This is a genomic window from Streptomyces sp. NPDC007907 (assembly GCF_042959365.1).
Lineage (GTDB): Bacteria > Actinomycetota > Actinomycetes > Streptomycetales > Streptomycetaceae > Streptomyces > Streptomyces indiaensis.
Map to the genome: position 1 here is coordinate 727,716 of NZ_JBIBKR010000001.1, position 16,657 is coordinate 744,372.

The following is a 16,657-nucleotide window of genomic DNA, read 5'->3' on the forward strand; positions in this document are numbered from 1 at the left end:
CAAGCAGCGCGGACGGACAAGAGGGCGTGAGCGCGCAACGGACCCAGGGGCGCGGGGCTGTGCCACGGTGCGGCTCCGCCGCGCGGGCGCGATCAATCACGACGGGCCCACAGCCCGCAGACGGACCCAGGCGGTCAGAAGGCACCGCCAGGGCCCACCCGGCGGAGCGTCACGGCTGTCGCCGACCACAGCCGTCCGCCCCGCACGTGCCGAGCTCGAACCACACGGTCTTGCCCGGCCCGTCCCGGTGGCAGCCCCAGCGCCGGGCCAGCGCGTCCACCAGGAACATCCCACGGCCGCTCTCCCCGGTGCCCGCGTCCAGCACCCGCGGTACCCGGCGTTCGGCGTCGGCGACCTCGCAGCGCAGGAGACCGTGCGCCGCGAACAGCGTGAGCCGGAAGCTGCTCCCGGCGTGCACCAGCGCGTTGGTGGCCAGTTCACCGACGAGCAGCTCGGCCACGTCCGCGACGTCACCGCGCTCGCCCAGCCCCCAGCTCTCCAACTGCCTGCGCACCTGCGCGCGGGCCTCGCGGACGGCGGAGGGCCGGGGGGCGTACTCGACCCTCAGGTGCCCCGCCCCCAGGGGTGGTTGCGGGAACGGGCCGTAGCGGGCGTCTGGGTCGGGGAAGTGCCGCCCGGAGAGTTGCAGCATGGGTCCAGGGTGGTCCCCGGGGGCGGTCCGGCGCAGGGGGAGGACTACCCGATCCCCTACCTGCTTGCGCAGGTGGGACGGCTATGCGTACTGGAGGCGGACCGTCGCTCCGTCGGCGTCGTCGCGGATGTCCACGTAGGCGCAGACCTGACGCGCGTACCACAGACCCGGGCCCGGTTCCGGGTCGGCGGCCGGCGGGACGAAGCCGGCGAGCGGGTCGTCGAGGCGGCGGGTCGAGCGCAGTTCGCAGACGCAGCCGGGGCCCTCGCCCCACAGCAGGACGTCGCCGCCGAGGGGTGCGAGGGCCGCGGCGCTCTCCGCTACGGCGCCGGCGAACAGCTCGGCGTCCGCCGCGGGCAGCCCCCGCCCCACGGCCCAGCTCTGCACGGCCGCGGTGTCCGGCTGCGGCAGGCGCAGCGCACCGTCCGGCGGCAACGGCAGCGGTACGGCGTCGAGTTCGGCCGCGAGCCGCAGCGGGTCCTCGTAGACCTCGGTGTCGGGGTGGGTGCGGCGGGCCGCGGCGACGACGGCAGGTCCGGCGGTGCGGGTGTCGTACGCGCACAGGGCGGTCGTGGACATGGGGGCGAAGAGGAGGTTGGCCAGGGCCTCATAGCGGATCCACTCGGTGGTCTCGCGGGCCGAGCGGCCGGCGCGGCCGCTCCAGACGGGTTCCATGACGAGGTGGAGCCGGCCGCCGGGGCCCGCGTGCGCCGCGAGGTAGGTGGCGGCTCGGGCGACGGCGTTGGCGGCGGAGCCGGTGTACCAGTCGGTGTGCGGGATGCAGGTGACGCCCTTCGCGCCGGGGCCGAGGGCGTCGCGCAGCAGGTCGAGGTGGTGCGGGGCGGCGATGGCCACCGGCGGTGGTTCGCCGGAGGCGCCGAGTCCCTCGCCGAGGAAGGGCAGGGCGGCGGCCAGGAACCCGTCGTCGGAGTCGAAGACGGCCATGCGGTGGTCGAACGGGCGGTGTTCTGCGGTGGTCACGTGGTCCCCTCGGGTGGGTGGATGCGTGCGGGGTTCGGGCAGCGCCGCGCCGTCACCCAGGCCGCGATCTGGCTGCGGTTGCTGAAGCCGAGCTTGCCGAGGATGCGTTCCACATGGCCTTCGGCGGTGCGGCGGGCGATCACCAGGCGGTCGGCGATCTGCTGGTTGGCGAGGCCTTCGGCGACGAGCTGGGCGACCTCGGTCTCACGGCGGGTCAGACGGACCGTGCCGTCGTCGTGCGGGGGCGGGGCGGCGGGTTCCGCGGGGTGCGGGCGGCCCGGCTCCTGCAGCTCCCGGCCGGCCAGTTCCGCGAGGGTCAGGGCCCTGCCCCGAAGATGGGCCCGCTCGAACGCCTCGGGGCCGAGGGCCCGGCCCGCCCGCTCCTCGGTGTCCCGGCGTACGGAGTTCAGGGTGTGGGAGCCCCAGCGACCGGTGTCGATGTCGGCCCAGACGCGGTCGGCGCCGCCGAGGAGGACGGCGGCCTGCTCGTGGGAGCCGCGGGCGGCGGCGATCGACGCGAGCAGGTCGAGGGTGAGGGCGATGCCGATGACGTCGTGGACGGCGAGTTTGAGCCGCAGGGCCTCGCGGGCGTGCCGTTCGGCCCGGGGCAGGTCGCCGCGCACGGTGTGGGCGAGGGCGAGGATGCGCAGCACGTAGGAGCGGACCCACTGTTCGCCGTGCCGTTCGCACAGCCTCAAAGCCTCCTCGCAGACCTCGACGGCCCGTTCGGCCTCGCCCAGGTAGGCCAGCGCGCAGGCGAGTTCGACCTGGTCGAGGCCGGCGAGGCTGAGGTGCCGGCCGGGCACGGGGCCGCGGGCGACGGTGGTCTCGAAGTGCCGCAGCGCTCCGGGCAGATCGTCGCCGAACAGCCGGATGACGCCGATGACGTACTCGGCGTGCGCGGCTTCCGCGTCGTCGCCGAGGGTGCGGGCGAGGGCGAGGGCCTCGGTGGCGTGGCGGTGGCCCCGGGGGAAGTCCCGGTTGGCGGCGGCCAGCAGCCCGGCGACCCACAGGCCGCGGGCCCGTTCCCGGGTCGGTCCGGGGGCGGCGGTCAGGGCCCGGTCCAGCCAGTACAGGCCCTCGCGGGAGGCGCCGCAGGCGTGCCAGTGGAACCAGAGCGTACCGGCGAGACGCAGTCCGGCGAGGGCCTCGCCGGGGGCGGAGAGGCTGTAGTCGAGGGCGGCGCGGAGGTTGTCCCGGTCGGCGCGCAGCCGGGCGACCGTCTCCGGCTGGCCGGGCCCGAACCAGTCGCGCTCGTACGTCTCGGCGCGCCGTGCCATCCAGTCGCGCTGCCGCCGCCGGGCGGCCTCCTCCTGCCCCGCGACCCGCCGTAACTGTTCCAGTCCGTACTGCCGCAGGGTGTCGAGCAGCCGGTAGCGCGCCCCGCCGGGCCCGGGCTCCCGGCAGAGCACGGACTTGTCCACGAGCCCGGCGACGGCTTCCAGCACGTCGTCCGTGCACAGCCCCGGGCCGGAGGAGACCAGGGCGACGGTCCCGGCGGGTGCTGCGGCGGGCCGGGGCTGTGCGGCCGAGGCGTCCACGGTCCCGGCGGGTGCTGTCGCGGACCGAGGAGGCGCGCCCGATGCCTCCACGGTCCCGGCAGGTGCTGTCGCGGGCCGGGGAAGTGCGGCCGGGGCGTCCCGGCGAGGGGCCGGCAGTACCGGGTGCGGACCTCGCCATCCGGTGTCCGTCACGGGCCTGGTGTCGCCCTCCGGGGGGACGTCCGCGCAGACCGCCTCCGCCGTCTCCAGGTCGAAGGTGCCCGCCAGGACCGACAACCGGGCCCACACCGTCTGCTCGGGCAGGGTGCACAGGTCGTGGCTCCACGCGACGGCCGCGCGCAGGGTCTGGTGCCGGGGCAGGGCCACGGGGCTGCCGGTGGTGAGGAAGCGGTAGCGGTCGTCCAGGCGGTCCAGGAGCTGGTCGACGTCGAGGACCCGCATGCGGACGGCGGCGAGTTCGATGGCCAGGGGCAGGCCGTCCAGGCGATGGCACAGCCGGGCGACGGAGGCGCGGTTGGCGGGGGTGAGGCGGAAGCCGGGCACGACGGCGGCGGCCCGGTCGGCGAAGAGGGTGAGGGCCGGGTAGCCCTCGGCGGCGGACAGGTCGCCGTCCGGGTCGGGCACCGGCAGCGGCCGTACCTCCAGCAGGTGCTCCTCGGTGAGGCCGAGCCGGTGGCGGCTGGTGGCGAGGATCCGGACGCCCTCGGTGCCGTGCAGCAGGGCCGCGGCGAGCCGGGCACACGCGTCCGTCAGGTGCTCGCAGTTGTCGACGACCAGCAGCAGCCGCCGGTCCCGCACCTGGTCGACGAGGGCGTCCAGGGGCGGCTGGGCGGAGCGGTCGTGGAGCCCGAGCGCGTCGGCGGCGGCGAGCGGGACGAGGGCCGGGTCGTGCAGTCCGGACAGGTGCACATAGCGCACGCCGTCGGGAAAGGCGCGCCGCACCCGGGCCGCGATGCGGGCGGCGAGCCGGGTCTTGCCGACGCCACCCGGCCCGGTCAGCGTCACCAGGCGGGCCCGGGCCAGCAGTTCACGGCCCTGGGTCAGTTCGCCACGCCGGTCGACGAAGCTGGTCGTCTCGGCCGGCAGGTGGTGGTCCTGTCGTGGCGCTGATCCGCCCATGATCAGCCAGTCCTCTGAACGGGTGTGAGTCCGGGGATCCGGACACTCCGGCTCCGTGTGCGCGGCCCCTCACTGTGTCGAAGTCGCGTACATATATGCACGCCGGGGCCACACCTGCGAGTGCACTTCGGCTGTGACACCTCGACCGCGACACCACACGCGTACACTGCGCGGCTGCTTTCAGTCTTGACCTGCTCATGCCATCAGCAGAACGATATGCGCCACCCGCACACGTACGTCGCACGGAACAACCCCACCTCCCACAAGGAGATTTCATGCGACTTCGCACACGAGGCGCCGGTGCCCGCACCGGCAGACGCACCGCCGCCCTCGCAGGGCTCCTCGCCCTCGCCCTCGCGGCCCCCCTGTCCGCGACCACGGACGACGCCGCCGCCGACAGCGCCCGCATGCCGGCCGCCTCGGCCGACGACGTCCGGCAGTACGAGATCCACCTGCGCTCGACGGCCGCGGACCGTACGGCACTTCAGCGCACCGGCGTGAGCGTGGACGAGGTCCACTCGCACGGCGTCGTGGTCTCCGGCCGTGCCGACCAGATCAGGAAGCTGCGCGCGCAGGGCTACGAGGTCTCCCCGCTCGGCGCGGTGCCCGACCGGTCCGCCGGCGAGGACGACGTCCGGCTCCTCGACTTCCCGTCGGCCGACTCGAAGTACCACAACTACGCGGAGATGACGAACGAGATCAACTCGATCGTCTCGGCCAACCCCTCCATCGCGAGCCAACGCGTGATCGGCACGTCCTACCAGGGCCGGAACATCGTCGCCATCAAGATCAGCGACAACGTCGGCACCGATGAGTCCGAGCCGGAGGTGCTGTTCACGCACCACCAGCACGCCCGCGAGCACCTGACCGTCGAGATGGCGCTCTACCTGCTGCGCGAGCTGACCTCCGACTACGGCTCCGACTCACGTGTGACCAGCATGGTGAACAACCGGGAGATCTGGATCGTCCCGGACCTCAACCCGGACGGCGGCGAGTACGACATCGCGACCGGCTCCTACCGCTCCTGGCGCAAGAACCGGCAGCCCAACTCCGGTTCGTCGTACGTCGGTACGGACCTGAACCGCAACTGGAACTACCGCTGGGGCTGCTGCGGCGGTTCCTCGGGCTCCACGTCGTCCGAGACGTACCGGGGCTCGGCGGCGGAGTCCGCGCCCGAGGTGAAGGTCGTCTCCGACTTCGTGCGCAGCCGGGTCGTCGGCGGCACGCAGCAGATCAAGGCGGGGGTCGACTTCCACACCTACAGCGAGCTGGTGCTGTGGCCGTTCGGCTACACGTACTCCGACACGACGACCGGGATGACCGCGGACGACAACGCGGCGTTCAAGGCGGTCGGGCGGAAGATGGCCGCGAGCAACGGGTACACGGCGGAGCAGTCCAGCGACCTGTACATCACGGACGGGTCGATCGACGACTACCTCTGGGGCACGCACAAGATCTTCGCGTACACCTTCGAGATGTACCCCCGGTCCGGTGGGGGTGGGTTCTACCCGCCCGACGAGGTGATCGAGCGGGAGACCTCCCGTAACCGCGATGCGGTCCTGCAGTTGCTGGAGAACGCCGACTGCATGTACAGGTCCATCGGGAAGGAAACTCAGTACTGCGGCTGAGGTGCGCGGTTCCTCGCGCCCCTTACTCGGCGTTCTCCTCGAAGTAGGCGTCGAGGACCGCGTCCAACTGTTCGTCCCACTCCTTGAAGTGGCTCCTGGCCGGCGCCTCGATCTCGATCGGGTACCAGCGCCGGTCAGGGGTGTGGACGGTGACGGTGTACCGCTTGCCGAAGCGGGCCGTCTCCGTCTCCACCGCGCCGATCTCGTCCCAGCGGAACTCGCACTCCTGGTCGTCCAGGGCCATGCGCACGCCTCTGTGGTCGGCGACCAGCCGGGCGCGGCGGTCGGACGCCTCGAAGACGGGGCCGTCGGCCGGGGCGTCCTTCTCCGGCTCGGAGGGGGACGCCTGCTCCGTCTCCTCCTGCTCGGAGGTTGCCTCCTCGGCCGTCTCGGCCTCGGCGACCCGAGGCTCCTTCTCCGGCTCGTCCTTTGCCCGTTCGGACACGGGTGAGGTGAGCCCGGGGATGAAGGCCGGGTCGAATCCGGCGCCTTCCAGGGGCTGGCTGCTCGAACCTATGCGCTGCTCCACAGCGCAGAAGTATGGTCGAGAAACCTGTGCGGCACACAGTCGGCCCCGGCATCGTTATCAGTTGCCTACACGAACAGGCTCAGTACCGCCGCCACCGCGAACCCCGCCACCGACAGCACGCTCTCCAGCACCGTCCAGGTCTTGAGGGTGTCCCGCTCGCTGATGCCGAAGTACTTCGCGACCATCCAGAAGCCCCCGTCGTTGACGTGCGAGGCGAAGATGGAGCCGGCCGAGATGGCCATGATGACCAGGGCGACGAAGGCCTGGGAGTGATCCCCCTCGGACAGGAGCGGGGCCACGATGCCCGCCGTCGTCACGATCGCCACCGTCGCCGAGCCCTGGGCCACTCGCAGGACGACGGAGATCAGGTACGACAGGACCAGCACCGGCAGGCCCACGTCGTGGAAGGTGTCCGAGAGGGCCTGGGCGACGCCGCTGGCCTTGAGGACCGCGCCGAAGATGCCGCCCGCGCCGACCACCAGCAGGATGTTGCCGACCGGCTTGAGGGACGCGGTGGACACCGTCTCCAGGGACTTGCGGGACCAGCCGCGGCGGATGCCGAGCAGGTAGTAGGCGAGGAACAGGGCGATCGTCAGCGCCACGAACGGGTTGCCGAAGAACTCGATCACCGAGCGCGGGGTCGAGGGGTCCAGGGCGATCGAGGAGAAGGTCGCCGCGAGGATGAGCACCAGCGGGGTGCCGATGATGCCGAGGACCGTGCCGAGGGACACCGGCTGCTCGCTGGGCGCGACGCCGGCGGCCCGCTGCTCGTCGACGACGGACTGCTTGGCCTCCTCGGCCGCCTCGACCATGTCCTGCGGCACGGGGACGAAGATGCGGCGGCCGATCCACGCCGCGTAGGCCCAGGCGGCCACCACGGCGGGCAGACCGCACACGATGCCCATGAGGATGACCCAGCCGAGGTCGACATGGAGGAGACCGGCCGCGGCGACCGGGCCGGGGTGCGGCGGCAGGAAGGCATGGGTGACCGACAGGCCCGCGAGCAGCGGCAGGCAGTAGAGCAGGATCGACTTGCCGGACCGTTTGGCGGCGGCGTAGACGATGGGCGCCAGGACGAAGATGCCGACGTCGAAGAAGACCGGGATGCCGAAGATCAGGCCCGTGAGGCCCATGGCGAGCGGGGCGCGTTTCTCGCCGAACAGGCCGAGCAGACGCCTCGCCAGTACCTCGGCGCCGCCGCTGACTTCGAGGATGGCGCCGAGCATGGTGCCCAGGCCGATGATGATGGCGACATGGCCGAGGATGCCGCCCATGCCGGACTCGATGGTGGAGACGGCGTCGGACTTCTGGACCGTGCCGAAGAGTTCGGTGACGGACAGGCCGGCGGCGAGGCCGACGGCTATGGAGACAGCCAGCAGGGCGACGAACGGCTGGAGTCTCATCTTGATGATGAGGAACAGCAGCAGCGCGATGCCCAGCGCCGCGGTGAGCAGGAGTCCGGCCGTGCCGTCGACGAGGAGGAGAAGTCCTCCCGTGTGGGGCGGGGTCTCGGCGGGGGCGGACGCGGCGAGCGAAGGGGACATTCGGGGGTCCTCTGCGTAAGTGCATGCGGTTTCTGGGTAGGGGGGAGCGCGGCGCGGCGCATCGGTGGCGCCGCGCCCGGGTGAGGCGGGGGTGGGGGTGGGTCAGCCGAGGACGGCCAGCGCGTCGATCTCGATCAGGAGGCCCGCGGGGAGACCGACGTAGACGGTCGTGCGCGCGGCGGGCGGCTGGGTGAGACCCTGCTCCTCGAAGTACGTGTTGTAGATGTCGTTCATCTCGGCGAAGTGGGCCACGTCCGTCAGGTAGACGCGGATCATCATCACGTCGTCCCAGGAGGCGCCGCCCTCCTCCAGGACGGCCTTGACGTTGGCCAGGGTCTGGAGGGTCTGCGCGCGCAGGGTGGGTCCGGCGGGGGTGGGGGCCTTGCCCTCCTCGGCGGGCAGGAAGCCGACCTGGCCGGCGACCTGGAGGATGTTGCCCTTCCTCACCCCGTGGGAGAACTTCGCCGGCGGGGTGGTGTGGGTCTTCGGGGTGAGTGCGATCTTGTCCGTCATACGGTGCCCTTCACTGGTGTCCTGCCGGAGTACTCGCCGCTGATGGCGTCCGCCGTACGGCGCACCAGCGGCAGGAGGGTGAGGAGTTCGTCGGCGGTGACGACGACGTTCGGCGCGGAGACCGACATCGCGGCGACGACCCGGCCGTCGGCGCCGCGGATGGGCGCCGCGACGCAGTTGATGGACTCCTCGTGGCCGCCGAGGTCGGTGGCCCAGCCCTGTTCGCGCACCTTCTCCAGCTCGCGCAGGAACGCGGTGGCGTTGGGGGTCGAACGGGGCGTGTAACTGGGGTAGTCGAGCTTCTCCGCGACCGCCCGCCGCTCGTGCTCGGGAAGGTCGGCCAGCAGCAGTTTGGCGACCGCGGCGACGGTGAGGGCGACGGGCTTGCCGATGCGGGAGTACATGCGCACCGGGTAGCGGCTCTCGACCTTGTCGATGTAGAGGACCTCGTTCTCCTCGTACACGGCGAGGTGCACGGTGTGTCCGCAGCTCTCGTTGAGGCGGATCAGGTGGGGGTGGGCGATCTCGCGGACGTCGAGGTTCTCCATGGCCTCCTGGGCGAGGGCGAAGAGCCGGGCGCCGAGGCGGTAGCGCTGGTCGGACTGGCGGTAGACGAGCCCGTGCTCGTGGAGGGTGCGCAGCAGGCGCAGGGCCGTGGACTTGTGCACGCCGAGGCGGTCGGCGACCTGCCCCAGGTCGGCGGGGCCCTCGGCGAGCAGCGGCAGGATGCTCAGCGCGCGGTCGACGGTCTGGCTCATGGCGTTCGTACCTCCTCGTCGGCCCGCTGTGTCTCCTCGGTCCAGCCCGGGCCGAGTCGCAGTCTCCCCCATGCCGCGTCGTCCAGGGCGGCGAGGCGGTCGGCGTGCTCCCGTGCGGGTGGTGTGGCGAGGTCACCGGGCACGGTGAGCGCCGCGGCGGCCATCAGGTGCCCGTGCCGCAGCCGGTCCCGCACGGGCAGCCCGCGCAGGGTGGCGGAGAGGAACCCGGCGGCGAAGGCGTCTCCGGCGCCGACGGCGACGACGACGTCGACCCGGGGTGCGGGGACGAAGGTGACCTCGCTGTCGTGGAAGACGGTGGCTCCGGCGGCACCCTGTTTGACGACCAGCACCTCGGGTTCGGGCAGGGCGGCGCGGACGGCTTCGGCGCTGTGCAGCCCCCAGGCCTCGTCCTGTCCGACGAACACGAGGTCCGCGCCCCGGGCGAGGTCGCGCAGGACCGTCGGGGCGTCGGTGTCGCGCCACAGTCCGGGGCGGTGGTTGACGTCGAAGGAGACGAGGGGGCGGCCGGGGCGGCGGGTGGTCAGCTCGCACATCAGGTCGAGGCAGGTTCCGGACAGCGCCGCGGTGATGCCGGACAGGTGCAGCACGCGCCCGGCGCGCACGGCCGCCGGGTCGGGGTCCGTGGCGCTCATCGCGGAGGCCGCGGAACCGGCCCGGTAGTAGGCCACTTCGTGGGCGTCGCCGGCCCGGTCCCCGGCGGTGCGGAAGTAGATGCCGGTGGGGCGGCCGGGGTCGCGCCGGACGTGGGCCACGTCGACCCCGTAGGCGCCGATCGTCTCGACCAGGTGATCGCCGAAGGCGTCGTCCCCCACCTTGCTGATCCACCGCGCGGAGTGCCCGGCGGCGGCCAGCACGCACGCCACGTTCGACTCCGCCCCGCCGATCCCCCGCTCGAAGGACGGCACGTCGGCGAGGCGTCCCGGCCGGGAGGGCAGGAACGTGACCATGGACTCGCCGAGCGCGACGACGTCCACGACGTCGGGGGCGTCACACGGTCCGGTGGGGGTCACGATGCTCGTAGCTCCTCTGCGAGGTCGGTGGGCGGCGGTTCCATTGACCGGGGGTGGCCGAGATGTTAGACAGCGTTCAGCGACATACGCAATGAAAGTTGCAGACACTGCAACGCCGCAGATCAGGGAGGCTTCATGACGGCCGACACCGCTCAGTCCCTCGCCCGGCTCGCCGCCGAGCGCGTCGACCACCGCTTCAAGGGCCTCCCGCCGGACGCCGACGGCCTGACCGTCGCCGAGCTGGCCGGTCAGCGCCGCAACCTGTTCACCGGCGGCTTCGCCACGCCCGTGCTCGCACTGTCCGCCGAACGCCTGGAGCACAACCTGAAGCTCATGGAGACCTACGCGGCACGCCACGGCCTGGCCTTCGCGCCGCACGGCAAGACCTCCATGGCGCCGCAGCTGTTCCAGCGGCAGATCGAGTACGGGGCGTGGGGCATCACCCTGGCCGTGCCGCACCAGGTGCGGGTGGCGCGGGCGTTCGGGACCCGGCGGGTGTTCCTCGCGAACGAGCTGGTCGACGGGGCGGCCCTGCGGTGGATCGCGGCCGAGCTGGACGCCGACCCGGACTTCGCACTGGTCTGTTACGTCGACTCGGTGCGCGGCGTCGAGCTGATGGACGCCGCGCTGCGGGACGCGGGCGCCACCCGCCCGGTGGACGTCGTCGTCGAGCTCGCCGCCGGTGAGGGCGCCCGCACCGGTGTCCGCACGGAGACCGAGTGCGCGGCGGTCGCGGACGCGGTGGCGGGCACGTGGACGCTGCGGCTGGTCGGCGTCGCGGGCTACGAGGGCGAGGTGCCGAAGGCCGACACCGAGCGGGTGACGGCCTGGCTGCGGCGGCTGGTCGCGCTCGCCGCCGACTTCGACAAGGCGGGCCGTTTCGCGGGCCTGGACGAGATCGTGGTCAGCGCGGGCGGCAGCGCCTGGTTCGACGCGGTCGCGGAGGTCTTCGCGGGGGTCCCCGAACTGTCCCTGCCGGTGCTGAAGTTGCTGCGCTCGGGCGCCTACGTCTCGCACGACGACGGCCACTACCGCAAGCTGACGCCGTTCAACCGGGTCCCCGAGGAGGGCGCCCTGGAGCCGGCGTTCCGGCTGTGGACGCAGGTGGTGTCGCGGCCGTCGGCCGAGCAGGCCTTCGTCAACGCGGGCAAGCGGGACGCGGCCTACGACCTCGATCTGCCCTTCGCCCAGGTGATCCGCCGGGACGGCGCCGAGCGCCCGGCCACCGGCGTCTCGGTGACGGCCCTGTCCGACCAGCACGCCTGGCTCACCACCACGCCGGAGGCGGACCTGGAGGTCGGCGACTGGGTGGGGCTCGGGCTGTCCCACCCGTGCACCTCGTTCGACAAGTGGCAACTGATCCCCGTCGCGGAGGCGGACGGCACGGTCGTCGACTACGTCCGCACGTTCTTCTAGGAGGCCGGGTGATGGAGGAGCTCGTCATCCGGGACGCCGACGTCGTCGACGGCTCCGGCGCGGACGCCTACCGGGCCGACGTCGTGGTCGACGGCGGCCGGATCGTCGGCATCGTCAAGGAGGCCGCGGCGGCCGGCTGCCAGCGGCCGAAGGCCCGCCGGGAGCTGGACGCCGAGGGCCTGGTCCTCTCCCCCGGCTTCGTCGACATGCACGCCCACAGCGACCTGGCGCTGCTGCGCGACCCCGACCACAGCGCCAAGGCCGCGCAGGGCGTCACCCTGGAAGTCATCGGCCAGGACGGGCTGTCGTACGCGCCGGTCGACGACCGCACGCTCGGCGAGGTGCGGCGGGCGATCGCCGGGTGGAACGGCCCCGGTGACGACATCGACTTCGACTGGCGCACGGTCGGTGAGTACCTGGACCGGCTGGACCGCGGGATCGCCGTGAACGCGGCCTACCTGATCCCGCAGGGCACGGTCCGGGCACTGGCCGTCGGCTGGGAGGACCGCGGGGCGAGCCCGGACGAGCTGGACCGGATGCGCCGGCTGGTCGCCGAGGGCATGGAGCAGGGCGCCGTCGGCATGTCCTCGGGGCTGACGTACACGCCGGGCATGTACGCGCCTGACGCCGAACTGACCGAGCTGTGCCGGGTGGTGGCGTCGTACGGCGGCTACTACTGCCCGCACCACCGCTCCTACGGGGCCGGGGCCCTCCAGGCGTACGAGGAGATGGTCGCACTGACCCGGGAGGCGGGCTGCTCCCTCCATCTCGCCCACGCCACCATGAACTTCGGCGTGAACAAGGGCCGGGCCCCGGAGCTGCTGGCCCTGCTGGACGAGGCGCTCGCGGCCGGGTCCGACATCAGCCTCGACACCTATCCGTACACCCCGGGCTGTACGACGCTGGCGGCCGTGCTGCCGAGCTGGGCGAGCGAAGGCGGTCCCGAGGCGACGCTGAAGCGGCTGGCGGACGAGGAGACGGCGGAGCGCATCCGCCACCACCTGGAGGTCACCGGCTCGGACGGCTGCCACGGCGTGCCCGTCGAGTGGGACACCATCGAGATCTCCGGCGTGAACGACCCGGCCCTGGCCGATGCCGTCGGCCGGACGGTCGCGGAGTCCGCGGCGCTGCGGGGCGAGGAGCCGTGGGTGACCGCGCGCGGGCTGCTGCTGGCCGACCGGCTGGCCCCGACGATCCTCCAGCACGTCGGGCACGAGGAGAACGTCCGGGCGATCATGCGCCACCGGGTGCACACCGGCGGCTCGGACGGCATCCTCCAGGGCGCGAAGCCGCACCCGCGCGCCTACGGCACGTTCCCGCACTATCTCGGGCACTACGTCAGGGTTTTGGGGGTGCTGTCGCTGGAGGAGTGCGTCGCGCACCTCACGTCCCGCCCGGCGGCGCGGCTCCGGCTGCCCGACCGGGGCCTGGTCCGCGAGGGGTACAAGGCCGACCTGGTGCTGTTCGACCCGGCGACGGTCGCGGCGGGCTCCACGTTCGCGGAGCCGCGCACGCTCCCGACGGGCATCCCGTACGTCCTGGTCGACGGCCGGTTCGTGATCGAGGACGGCCGGCGCACGGACGTACTGGCAGGCCGGGCGGTCCGCAGGACACCCCACGCATGACCGCCCGGCCGGCCTGCCCTACGGCTTGGGCAGGGTGCAGCCGCTCGCGCTCAGGTCGAGCTTGTTGTCGATCCCGAAGCAGGCCGGGATCCCGTAGGTCTCCTGGGCGTAGTTGATGCCCTTGCGGACGGTCACGGTGCCGTTCGCGTCGACCTCGCACGGGTTGTTCACCGTGCAGCGCTCACCGTCCTCGTTGCCGGTGTTGTTGATGGCGACGACCTTGTTGGTGGCCTGGTCGACGACGGGCGAGCCGGACGTGCCGCCGATGGTGTTGCAGGCGGAGGTGTAGCGGACCGAGTCCTTCCAGGTCCAGTCGCCCTCCTTCAGGCGGTACGCGAACCCGTCGATGGAACAGCTGTAGATCCGCTTCCAGTAGCCGGAGGGGATGCTGATGGCGGTGCCGGCCACCGGGTGACTGTCGTTCAGCGTCAGCGCGTTGATGTTGTACAAGCTCTTGATCTGCGCGTACGTGGTGGTGAGCTGGTACAGCGCGACGTCCGTGTCGGTCATCGTGCCGTAGGCCAGCTTGGCGGCGCGCAGGGTGGCGACGCGCGTGCCGGAGGCGTTGAGGAGGCCGAAGGTGCGGCTGGACGCCTTGTCGACGAGGACCTGGCCGGGGCCGGGGAAGCCGGACTCCAGGCAGTGTCCGTTGGTCATCACGAGCGCCGGGTCGTCGGCCTCGGAGTCCGGCATGCGGACGACGGAGCCGGAGCAGTTGCTGAGCGCGACGGTGCCGGCGAAGTTCACGGCCTTGGCCTGGGGGCCGCGGAGCCCGGACAGCGTCTGCTCCACGGAACCGACCACGCCCGACACGGCGGACGTGACCTGGCCCGTGTCCGCGACCTTGCCGACGCCCGTGGGGGCGGCCTCGGCAGCGGTCGCGGGAGCCGCGCCGGCCCCGGCTATCGCCAGGGCGCAGATCGCGGCGGCGAGAGGTTTTCTCATGGGGGGTCCCCTCTTGCGACGGAGGCGGCCGGAAATCCTCCGGCCGCCTGCACGATTGTCATGCACATTGTGATCGTCGCAAGGGGGTGGCACAAGAACCTGTTCTACAACCGGAACTTCGAGGTCCGGAACGACCCTACTCAACCGCCCTTACCGGTCGCTCACTTGGGGCCCTTGGTGCCGCCGGGACCGTGCCCGGGCTTCCCGTCCCACCTGCCGGGGTCCGAGGTCGTGGCGGTGGCGGTGGGGCCGGAGTCGGCGGGGGCAGTGGTCGTCGGGTCGTCGACCGGGGGACGTGTGCCGTCCGTGGCGGACGGCGACGCGGACGGGGCCGGGCTCTCCGCGGAGGCCTGACTCGGGGACGCGGCGCCGGACGGGCCGTCAGAGGTCCCCGGGTGGCCCGCGAGTGGGGCGTCGGGGCTCGCCGCCGGACCGCTGTCCGCGGTCGATGCCGTCGGGGAGTCCCCCGTGGCCGGATCCGTACGGCCGCTGTCGCCGCCCCGCGTCCCGCCAGAGGGCCCGCCGGAGGGCCCGCCGGAGAAGGAGAACCCGGCGATGAGCACCGCCGCGGACACGGCACCCACGGCACCGGCGGCCACCGCCAGGCGGCGCGACCGAGAGACGGGGGGCTTGCGCCGGGCCCGGCGCCCACCCCCGGCCCGGCCACCCGGCGCAGACACCGGCCCCGGCCCCCACCCCGGCACCACCGGCATCTCACGGGTCTCCCCCAGGCCGCCCGGGCGACCGGGATGCGAGGGGCCGCCGGTGCTTTCGGTGTCCCAGGTGCCGGCGGTGCCTTCGGTGCCCCTGGTGGCGCCGGTGGCGCCGGGATGCCCCGGGTTGCTCTGGGCGGCGCGGTCCGCACCGCCTTCGGTGGACGCCGGGCCCGCCGGGTCGTAGGCGTCCTGCCATCCGTGCGCCGCCGCCGGGTCCGCGTAGGCGTCGTACACCGGAGGGGCGACCCCCTGCGGCAGGTACACGTTCGGCGGACCCTGGGGGTCGCCGCCCGTCGCTCCGTCGGCGTCATCGAATGGCTTGGACATGGCGGCGAATTCTAGAGACCCAAGGGGCTGGTGGGACAGCGCATGGCGATATCGCCCCGAATCGTCGCGTCTCACGTGGCGGAAAACACGACCCGGGAGGCATTACCGGGCCGTAAGCTCCCAGACATGCAGGTGATCCAGTCGACCAAGCTCGCCAACGTCTGTTACGAGATCCGGGGCCCGGTGCTCGAGGAGGCGATGCGACTGGAAGCTGCCGGTCATCGGATCCTCAAGCTGAACACCGGCAACCCGGCCGCGTTCGGCTTCGAGTGCCCGCCTGAGATCCTTGAGGACATCCTCCGGAACGTGTCGTCGGCGCACGGCTACGGCGACGCCAAAGGCCTGCTGGCCGCGCGCCGGGCGGTCGTCATGCACAACCAGACCCTCGGCATCGAGACCGACGTCGAGCACGTCTTCATCGGCAACGGCGTCTCCGAGCTGATCGTGATGGCGATGCAGGGCCTGCTGGACGACGGCGACGAGGTGCTCGTGCCCGCGCCCGACTACCCGCTGTGGACCGCCGCCGTCTCCCTGTCCGGCGGCACCGCCGTGCACTACCGCTGCGACGAGCAGGCCGACTGGATGCCGGACCTCGCCGACATCGAGCGCAAGGTCACCGACCGCACCAAGGCGCTCGTGATCATCAACCCCAACAACCCGACCGGGGCCGTCTACGACGAGGCGATGGTCAAGGGCCTGACCGACATCGCCCGCCGGCACAACCTGCTCGTCTGCTCCGACGAGATCTACGACAAGATCCTCTACGACGGCGCCACGCACACCCCGACCGCCTCCGTCGCCCCGGACCTGCTCACCCTGACCTTCAACGGCATGTCGAAGGCCTACCGGGTCGCCGGCTACCGGGTCGGCTGGATGTCGATCTCCGGGCCGCGCGCCCACGCCGACTCCTACATCGAGGGCCTGACGATACTGGCGAACATGCGCCTGTGCGCGAACATGCCGGGGCAGCACGGAGTCGTCGCGGCGCTCAGCGGGCGGCAGACGATCAACGACCTGGTGCTGCCGGGCGGGCGGCTGCGCGAGCAGCGGGACACGGCGTACGAGCTGCTGACCCAGATTCCCGGCGTGACCTGCGTGAAGCCGAAGGGCGCGCTGTATCTCTTCCCGCGCCTGGACCCGAAGGTCTTCAAGATCAAGGACGACCGCCGGATGGTCCTGGACCTGCTCCGGCGCGAGAAGATCATGGTCGTCCAGGGCACGGGCTTCAACTGGCCGGAGCCGGACCACTTCCGGGTGGTGACCCTGCCGACGGTCGGTGACCTGACCGACGCGATGGGGCGGATCGGCCACTTCCTGGACGGCTACAGCCAGCCCTGACCGCGCGGCGAACGACCCGGACTGCCTGCTCAC

At 72.5% G+C, this 16,657-nt stretch carries 14 protein-coding genes; 4 read left to right on the forward strand and 10 right to left on the reverse strand.

Annotated features, from left to right (window positions below; all coding sequences use genetic code 11):
* Positions 1 to 169 precede the first annotated feature (169 nt).
* The 3 genes from ACFZDI_RS03355 to ACFZDI_RS03365 all read right to left on the reverse strand — a co-directional run bounded on the left by ACFZDI_RS03355 (position 170) and on the right by ACFZDI_RS03365 (position 4,254).
* Positions 170 to 652, reverse strand: coding sequence for an ATP-binding protein (locus ACFZDI_RS03355; RefSeq protein ID WP_234850675.1), 483 nt, complete (start codon positions 650 to 652; stop codon positions 170 to 172).
* Positions 653 to 733: 81 nt separating this feature from the next.
* Positions 734 to 1,633, reverse strand: coding sequence for an anti-sigma factor RsbA family regulatory protein (locus ACFZDI_RS03360; RefSeq protein WP_391247411.1), 900 nt, complete (start codon positions 1,631 to 1,633; stop codon positions 734 to 736).
* A complete protein-coding gene (locus tag ACFZDI_RS03365) occupies positions 1,630 to 4,254 on the reverse strand; it encodes a LuxR C-terminal-related transcriptional regulator (protein WP_391247413.1) in 2,625 nt (874 codons plus the stop codon). Before ACFZDI_RS03365 ends, ACFZDI_RS03360 begins: the two co-directional genes overlap by 4 nt.
* 275 nt (positions 4,255 to 4,529) lie before the next feature.
* Here ACFZDI_RS03365 and ACFZDI_RS03370 point away from each other — a divergent pair, with 275 nt between their 5' ends.
* On the forward strand, positions 4,530 to 5,882 hold the full coding sequence (locus tag ACFZDI_RS03370; protein ID WP_391247415.1) for a M14 family zinc carboxypeptidase: 1,353 nt from the start codon (positions 4,530 to 4,532) through the stop codon (positions 5,880 to 5,882).
* Positions 5,883 to 5,904: 22 nt separating this feature from the next.
* On the opposite strand, the gene ACFZDI_RS03375 is transcribed toward ACFZDI_RS03370, so the two are convergent.
* From ACFZDI_RS03375 to ACFZDI_RS03395, 5 genes are all read right to left on the reverse strand, one after another.
* A complete protein-coding gene (locus tag ACFZDI_RS03375; RefSeq protein ID WP_391247417.1) occupies positions 5,905 to 6,411 on the reverse strand; it encodes a hypothetical protein in 507 nt (168 codons plus the stop codon).
* Positions 6,412 to 6,476: 65 nt separating this feature from the next.
* Positions 6,477 to 7,955 carry a gluconate:H+ symporter gene (locus ACFZDI_RS03380; protein WP_391247419.1) on the reverse strand — a complete coding sequence of 493 codons (1,479 nt, stop codon included), beginning with the start codon at positions 7,953 to 7,955 and terminating at the stop codon, positions 6,477 to 6,479.
* A gap of 102 nt (positions 7,956 to 8,057) precedes the next feature.
* Positions 8,058 to 8,468, reverse strand: coding sequence for a RidA family protein (locus ACFZDI_RS03385; protein ID WP_344368630.1), 411 nt, complete (start codon positions 8,466 to 8,468; stop codon positions 8,058 to 8,060).
* Positions 8,465 to 9,226: an IclR family transcriptional regulator gene (locus tag ACFZDI_RS03390; protein WP_234845511.1), complete on the reverse strand. Its 762-nt coding sequence runs from the start codon at positions 9,224 to 9,226 to the stop codon at positions 8,465 to 8,467. The genes ACFZDI_RS03385 and ACFZDI_RS03390 overlap by 4 nt, the downstream gene beginning before the upstream one ends.
* The gene (locus ACFZDI_RS03395; protein WP_391247422.1) at positions 9,223 to 10,257 is read right to left on the reverse strand and encodes a PfkB family carbohydrate kinase; all 1,035 of its coding nucleotides are present in this window, start codon (positions 10,255 to 10,257) and stop codon (positions 9,223 to 9,225) included. Before ACFZDI_RS03395 ends, ACFZDI_RS03390 begins: the two co-directional genes overlap by 4 nt.
* Before the next feature lie 135 nt (positions 10,258 to 10,392).
* Here ACFZDI_RS03395 and ACFZDI_RS03400 point away from each other — a divergent pair, with 135 nt between their 5' ends.
* Positions 10,393 to 11,673, forward strand: coding sequence for an alanine racemase (locus ACFZDI_RS03400; protein ID WP_391247424.1), 1,281 nt, complete (start codon positions 10,393 to 10,395; stop codon positions 11,671 to 11,673).
* Positions 11,674 to 11,684: 11 nt separating this feature from the next.
* Positions 11,685 to 13,298 (forward strand): amidohydrolase family protein, encoded by a 1,614-nt coding sequence (locus ACFZDI_RS03405; RefSeq protein WP_391247426.1) that lies wholly within the window; start codon positions 11,685 to 11,687, stop codon positions 13,296 to 13,298.
* A gap of 18 nt (positions 13,299 to 13,316) precedes the next feature.
* Here the strand turns inward: ACFZDI_RS03405 and ACFZDI_RS03410 are convergent, their stop codons facing one another.
* Together ACFZDI_RS03410 and ACFZDI_RS03415 are read right to left on the reverse strand one after the other, a co-directional pair.
* Entirely contained in the window at positions 13,317 to 14,243 is a 927-nt protein-coding gene (locus ACFZDI_RS03410; protein ID WP_391247428.1) for a trypsin-like peptidase domain-containing protein, read from the reverse strand.
* A 161-nt stretch (positions 14,244 to 14,404) separates the two neighbouring features.
* Positions 14,405 to 15,286: a hypothetical protein gene (locus ACFZDI_RS03415; RefSeq protein WP_391247430.1), complete on the reverse strand. Its 882-nt coding sequence runs from the start codon at positions 15,284 to 15,286 to the stop codon at positions 14,405 to 14,407.
* A 126-nt stretch (positions 15,287 to 15,412) separates the two neighbouring features.
* Between ACFZDI_RS03415 and ACFZDI_RS03420 the strand changes: the two genes are divergently transcribed.
* Complete coding sequence (locus ACFZDI_RS03420) at positions 15,413 to 16,624, forward strand: pyridoxal phosphate-dependent aminotransferase (RefSeq protein WP_234845505.1); 1,212 nt, start codon at positions 15,413 to 15,415, stop codon at positions 16,622 to 16,624.
* The last annotated feature ends 33 nt before the right edge of the window (positions 16,625 to 16,657 follow it).

Bases quoted from the DNA above. Each gene is read 5' to 3' on its own strand.
- ACFZDI_RS03370 (WP_391247415.1), top strand. From the start codon at position 4,530: ATGCGACTTCGCACACGAGGCGCCGGTGCCCGCACCGGCAGACGCACC.
- ACFZDI_RS03390 (WP_234845511.1), bottom strand. From the start codon at position 9,226: ATGAGCCAGACCGTCGACCGCGCGCTGAGCATCCTGCCGCTGCTCGCC.
- ACFZDI_RS03355 (WP_234850675.1), bottom strand. From the start codon at position 652: ATGCTGCAACTCTCCGGGCGGCACTTCCCCGACCCAGACGCCCGCTAC.
- ACFZDI_RS03380 (WP_391247419.1), bottom strand. From the start codon at position 7,955: ATGTCCCCTTCGCTCGCCGCGTCCGCCCCCGCCGAGACCCCGCCCCAC.
- ACFZDI_RS03365 (WP_391247413.1), bottom strand. From the start codon at position 4,254: ATGGGCGGATCAGCGCCACGACAGGACCACCACCTGCCGGCCGAGACG.
- ACFZDI_RS03410 (WP_391247428.1), bottom strand. From the start codon at position 14,243: ATGAGAAAACCTCTCGCCGCCGCGATCTGCGCCCTGGCGATAGCCGGG.
- ACFZDI_RS03415 (WP_391247430.1), bottom strand. From the start codon at position 15,286: ATGTCCAAGCCATTCGATGACGCCGACGGAGCGACGGGCGGCGACCCC.
- ACFZDI_RS03420 (WP_234845505.1), top strand. From the start codon at position 15,413: ATGCAGGTGATCCAGTCGACCAAGCTCGCCAACGTCTGTTACGAGATC.
- ACFZDI_RS03385 (WP_344368630.1), bottom strand. From the start codon at position 8,468: ATGACGGACAAGATCGCACTCACCCCGAAGACCCACACCACCCCGCCG.
- ACFZDI_RS03400 (WP_391247424.1), top strand. From the start codon at position 10,393: ATGACGGCCGACACCGCTCAGTCCCTCGCCCGGCTCGCCGCCGAGCGC.
- ACFZDI_RS03405 (WP_391247426.1), top strand. From the start codon at position 11,685: ATGGAGGAGCTCGTCATCCGGGACGCCGACGTCGTCGACGGCTCCGGC.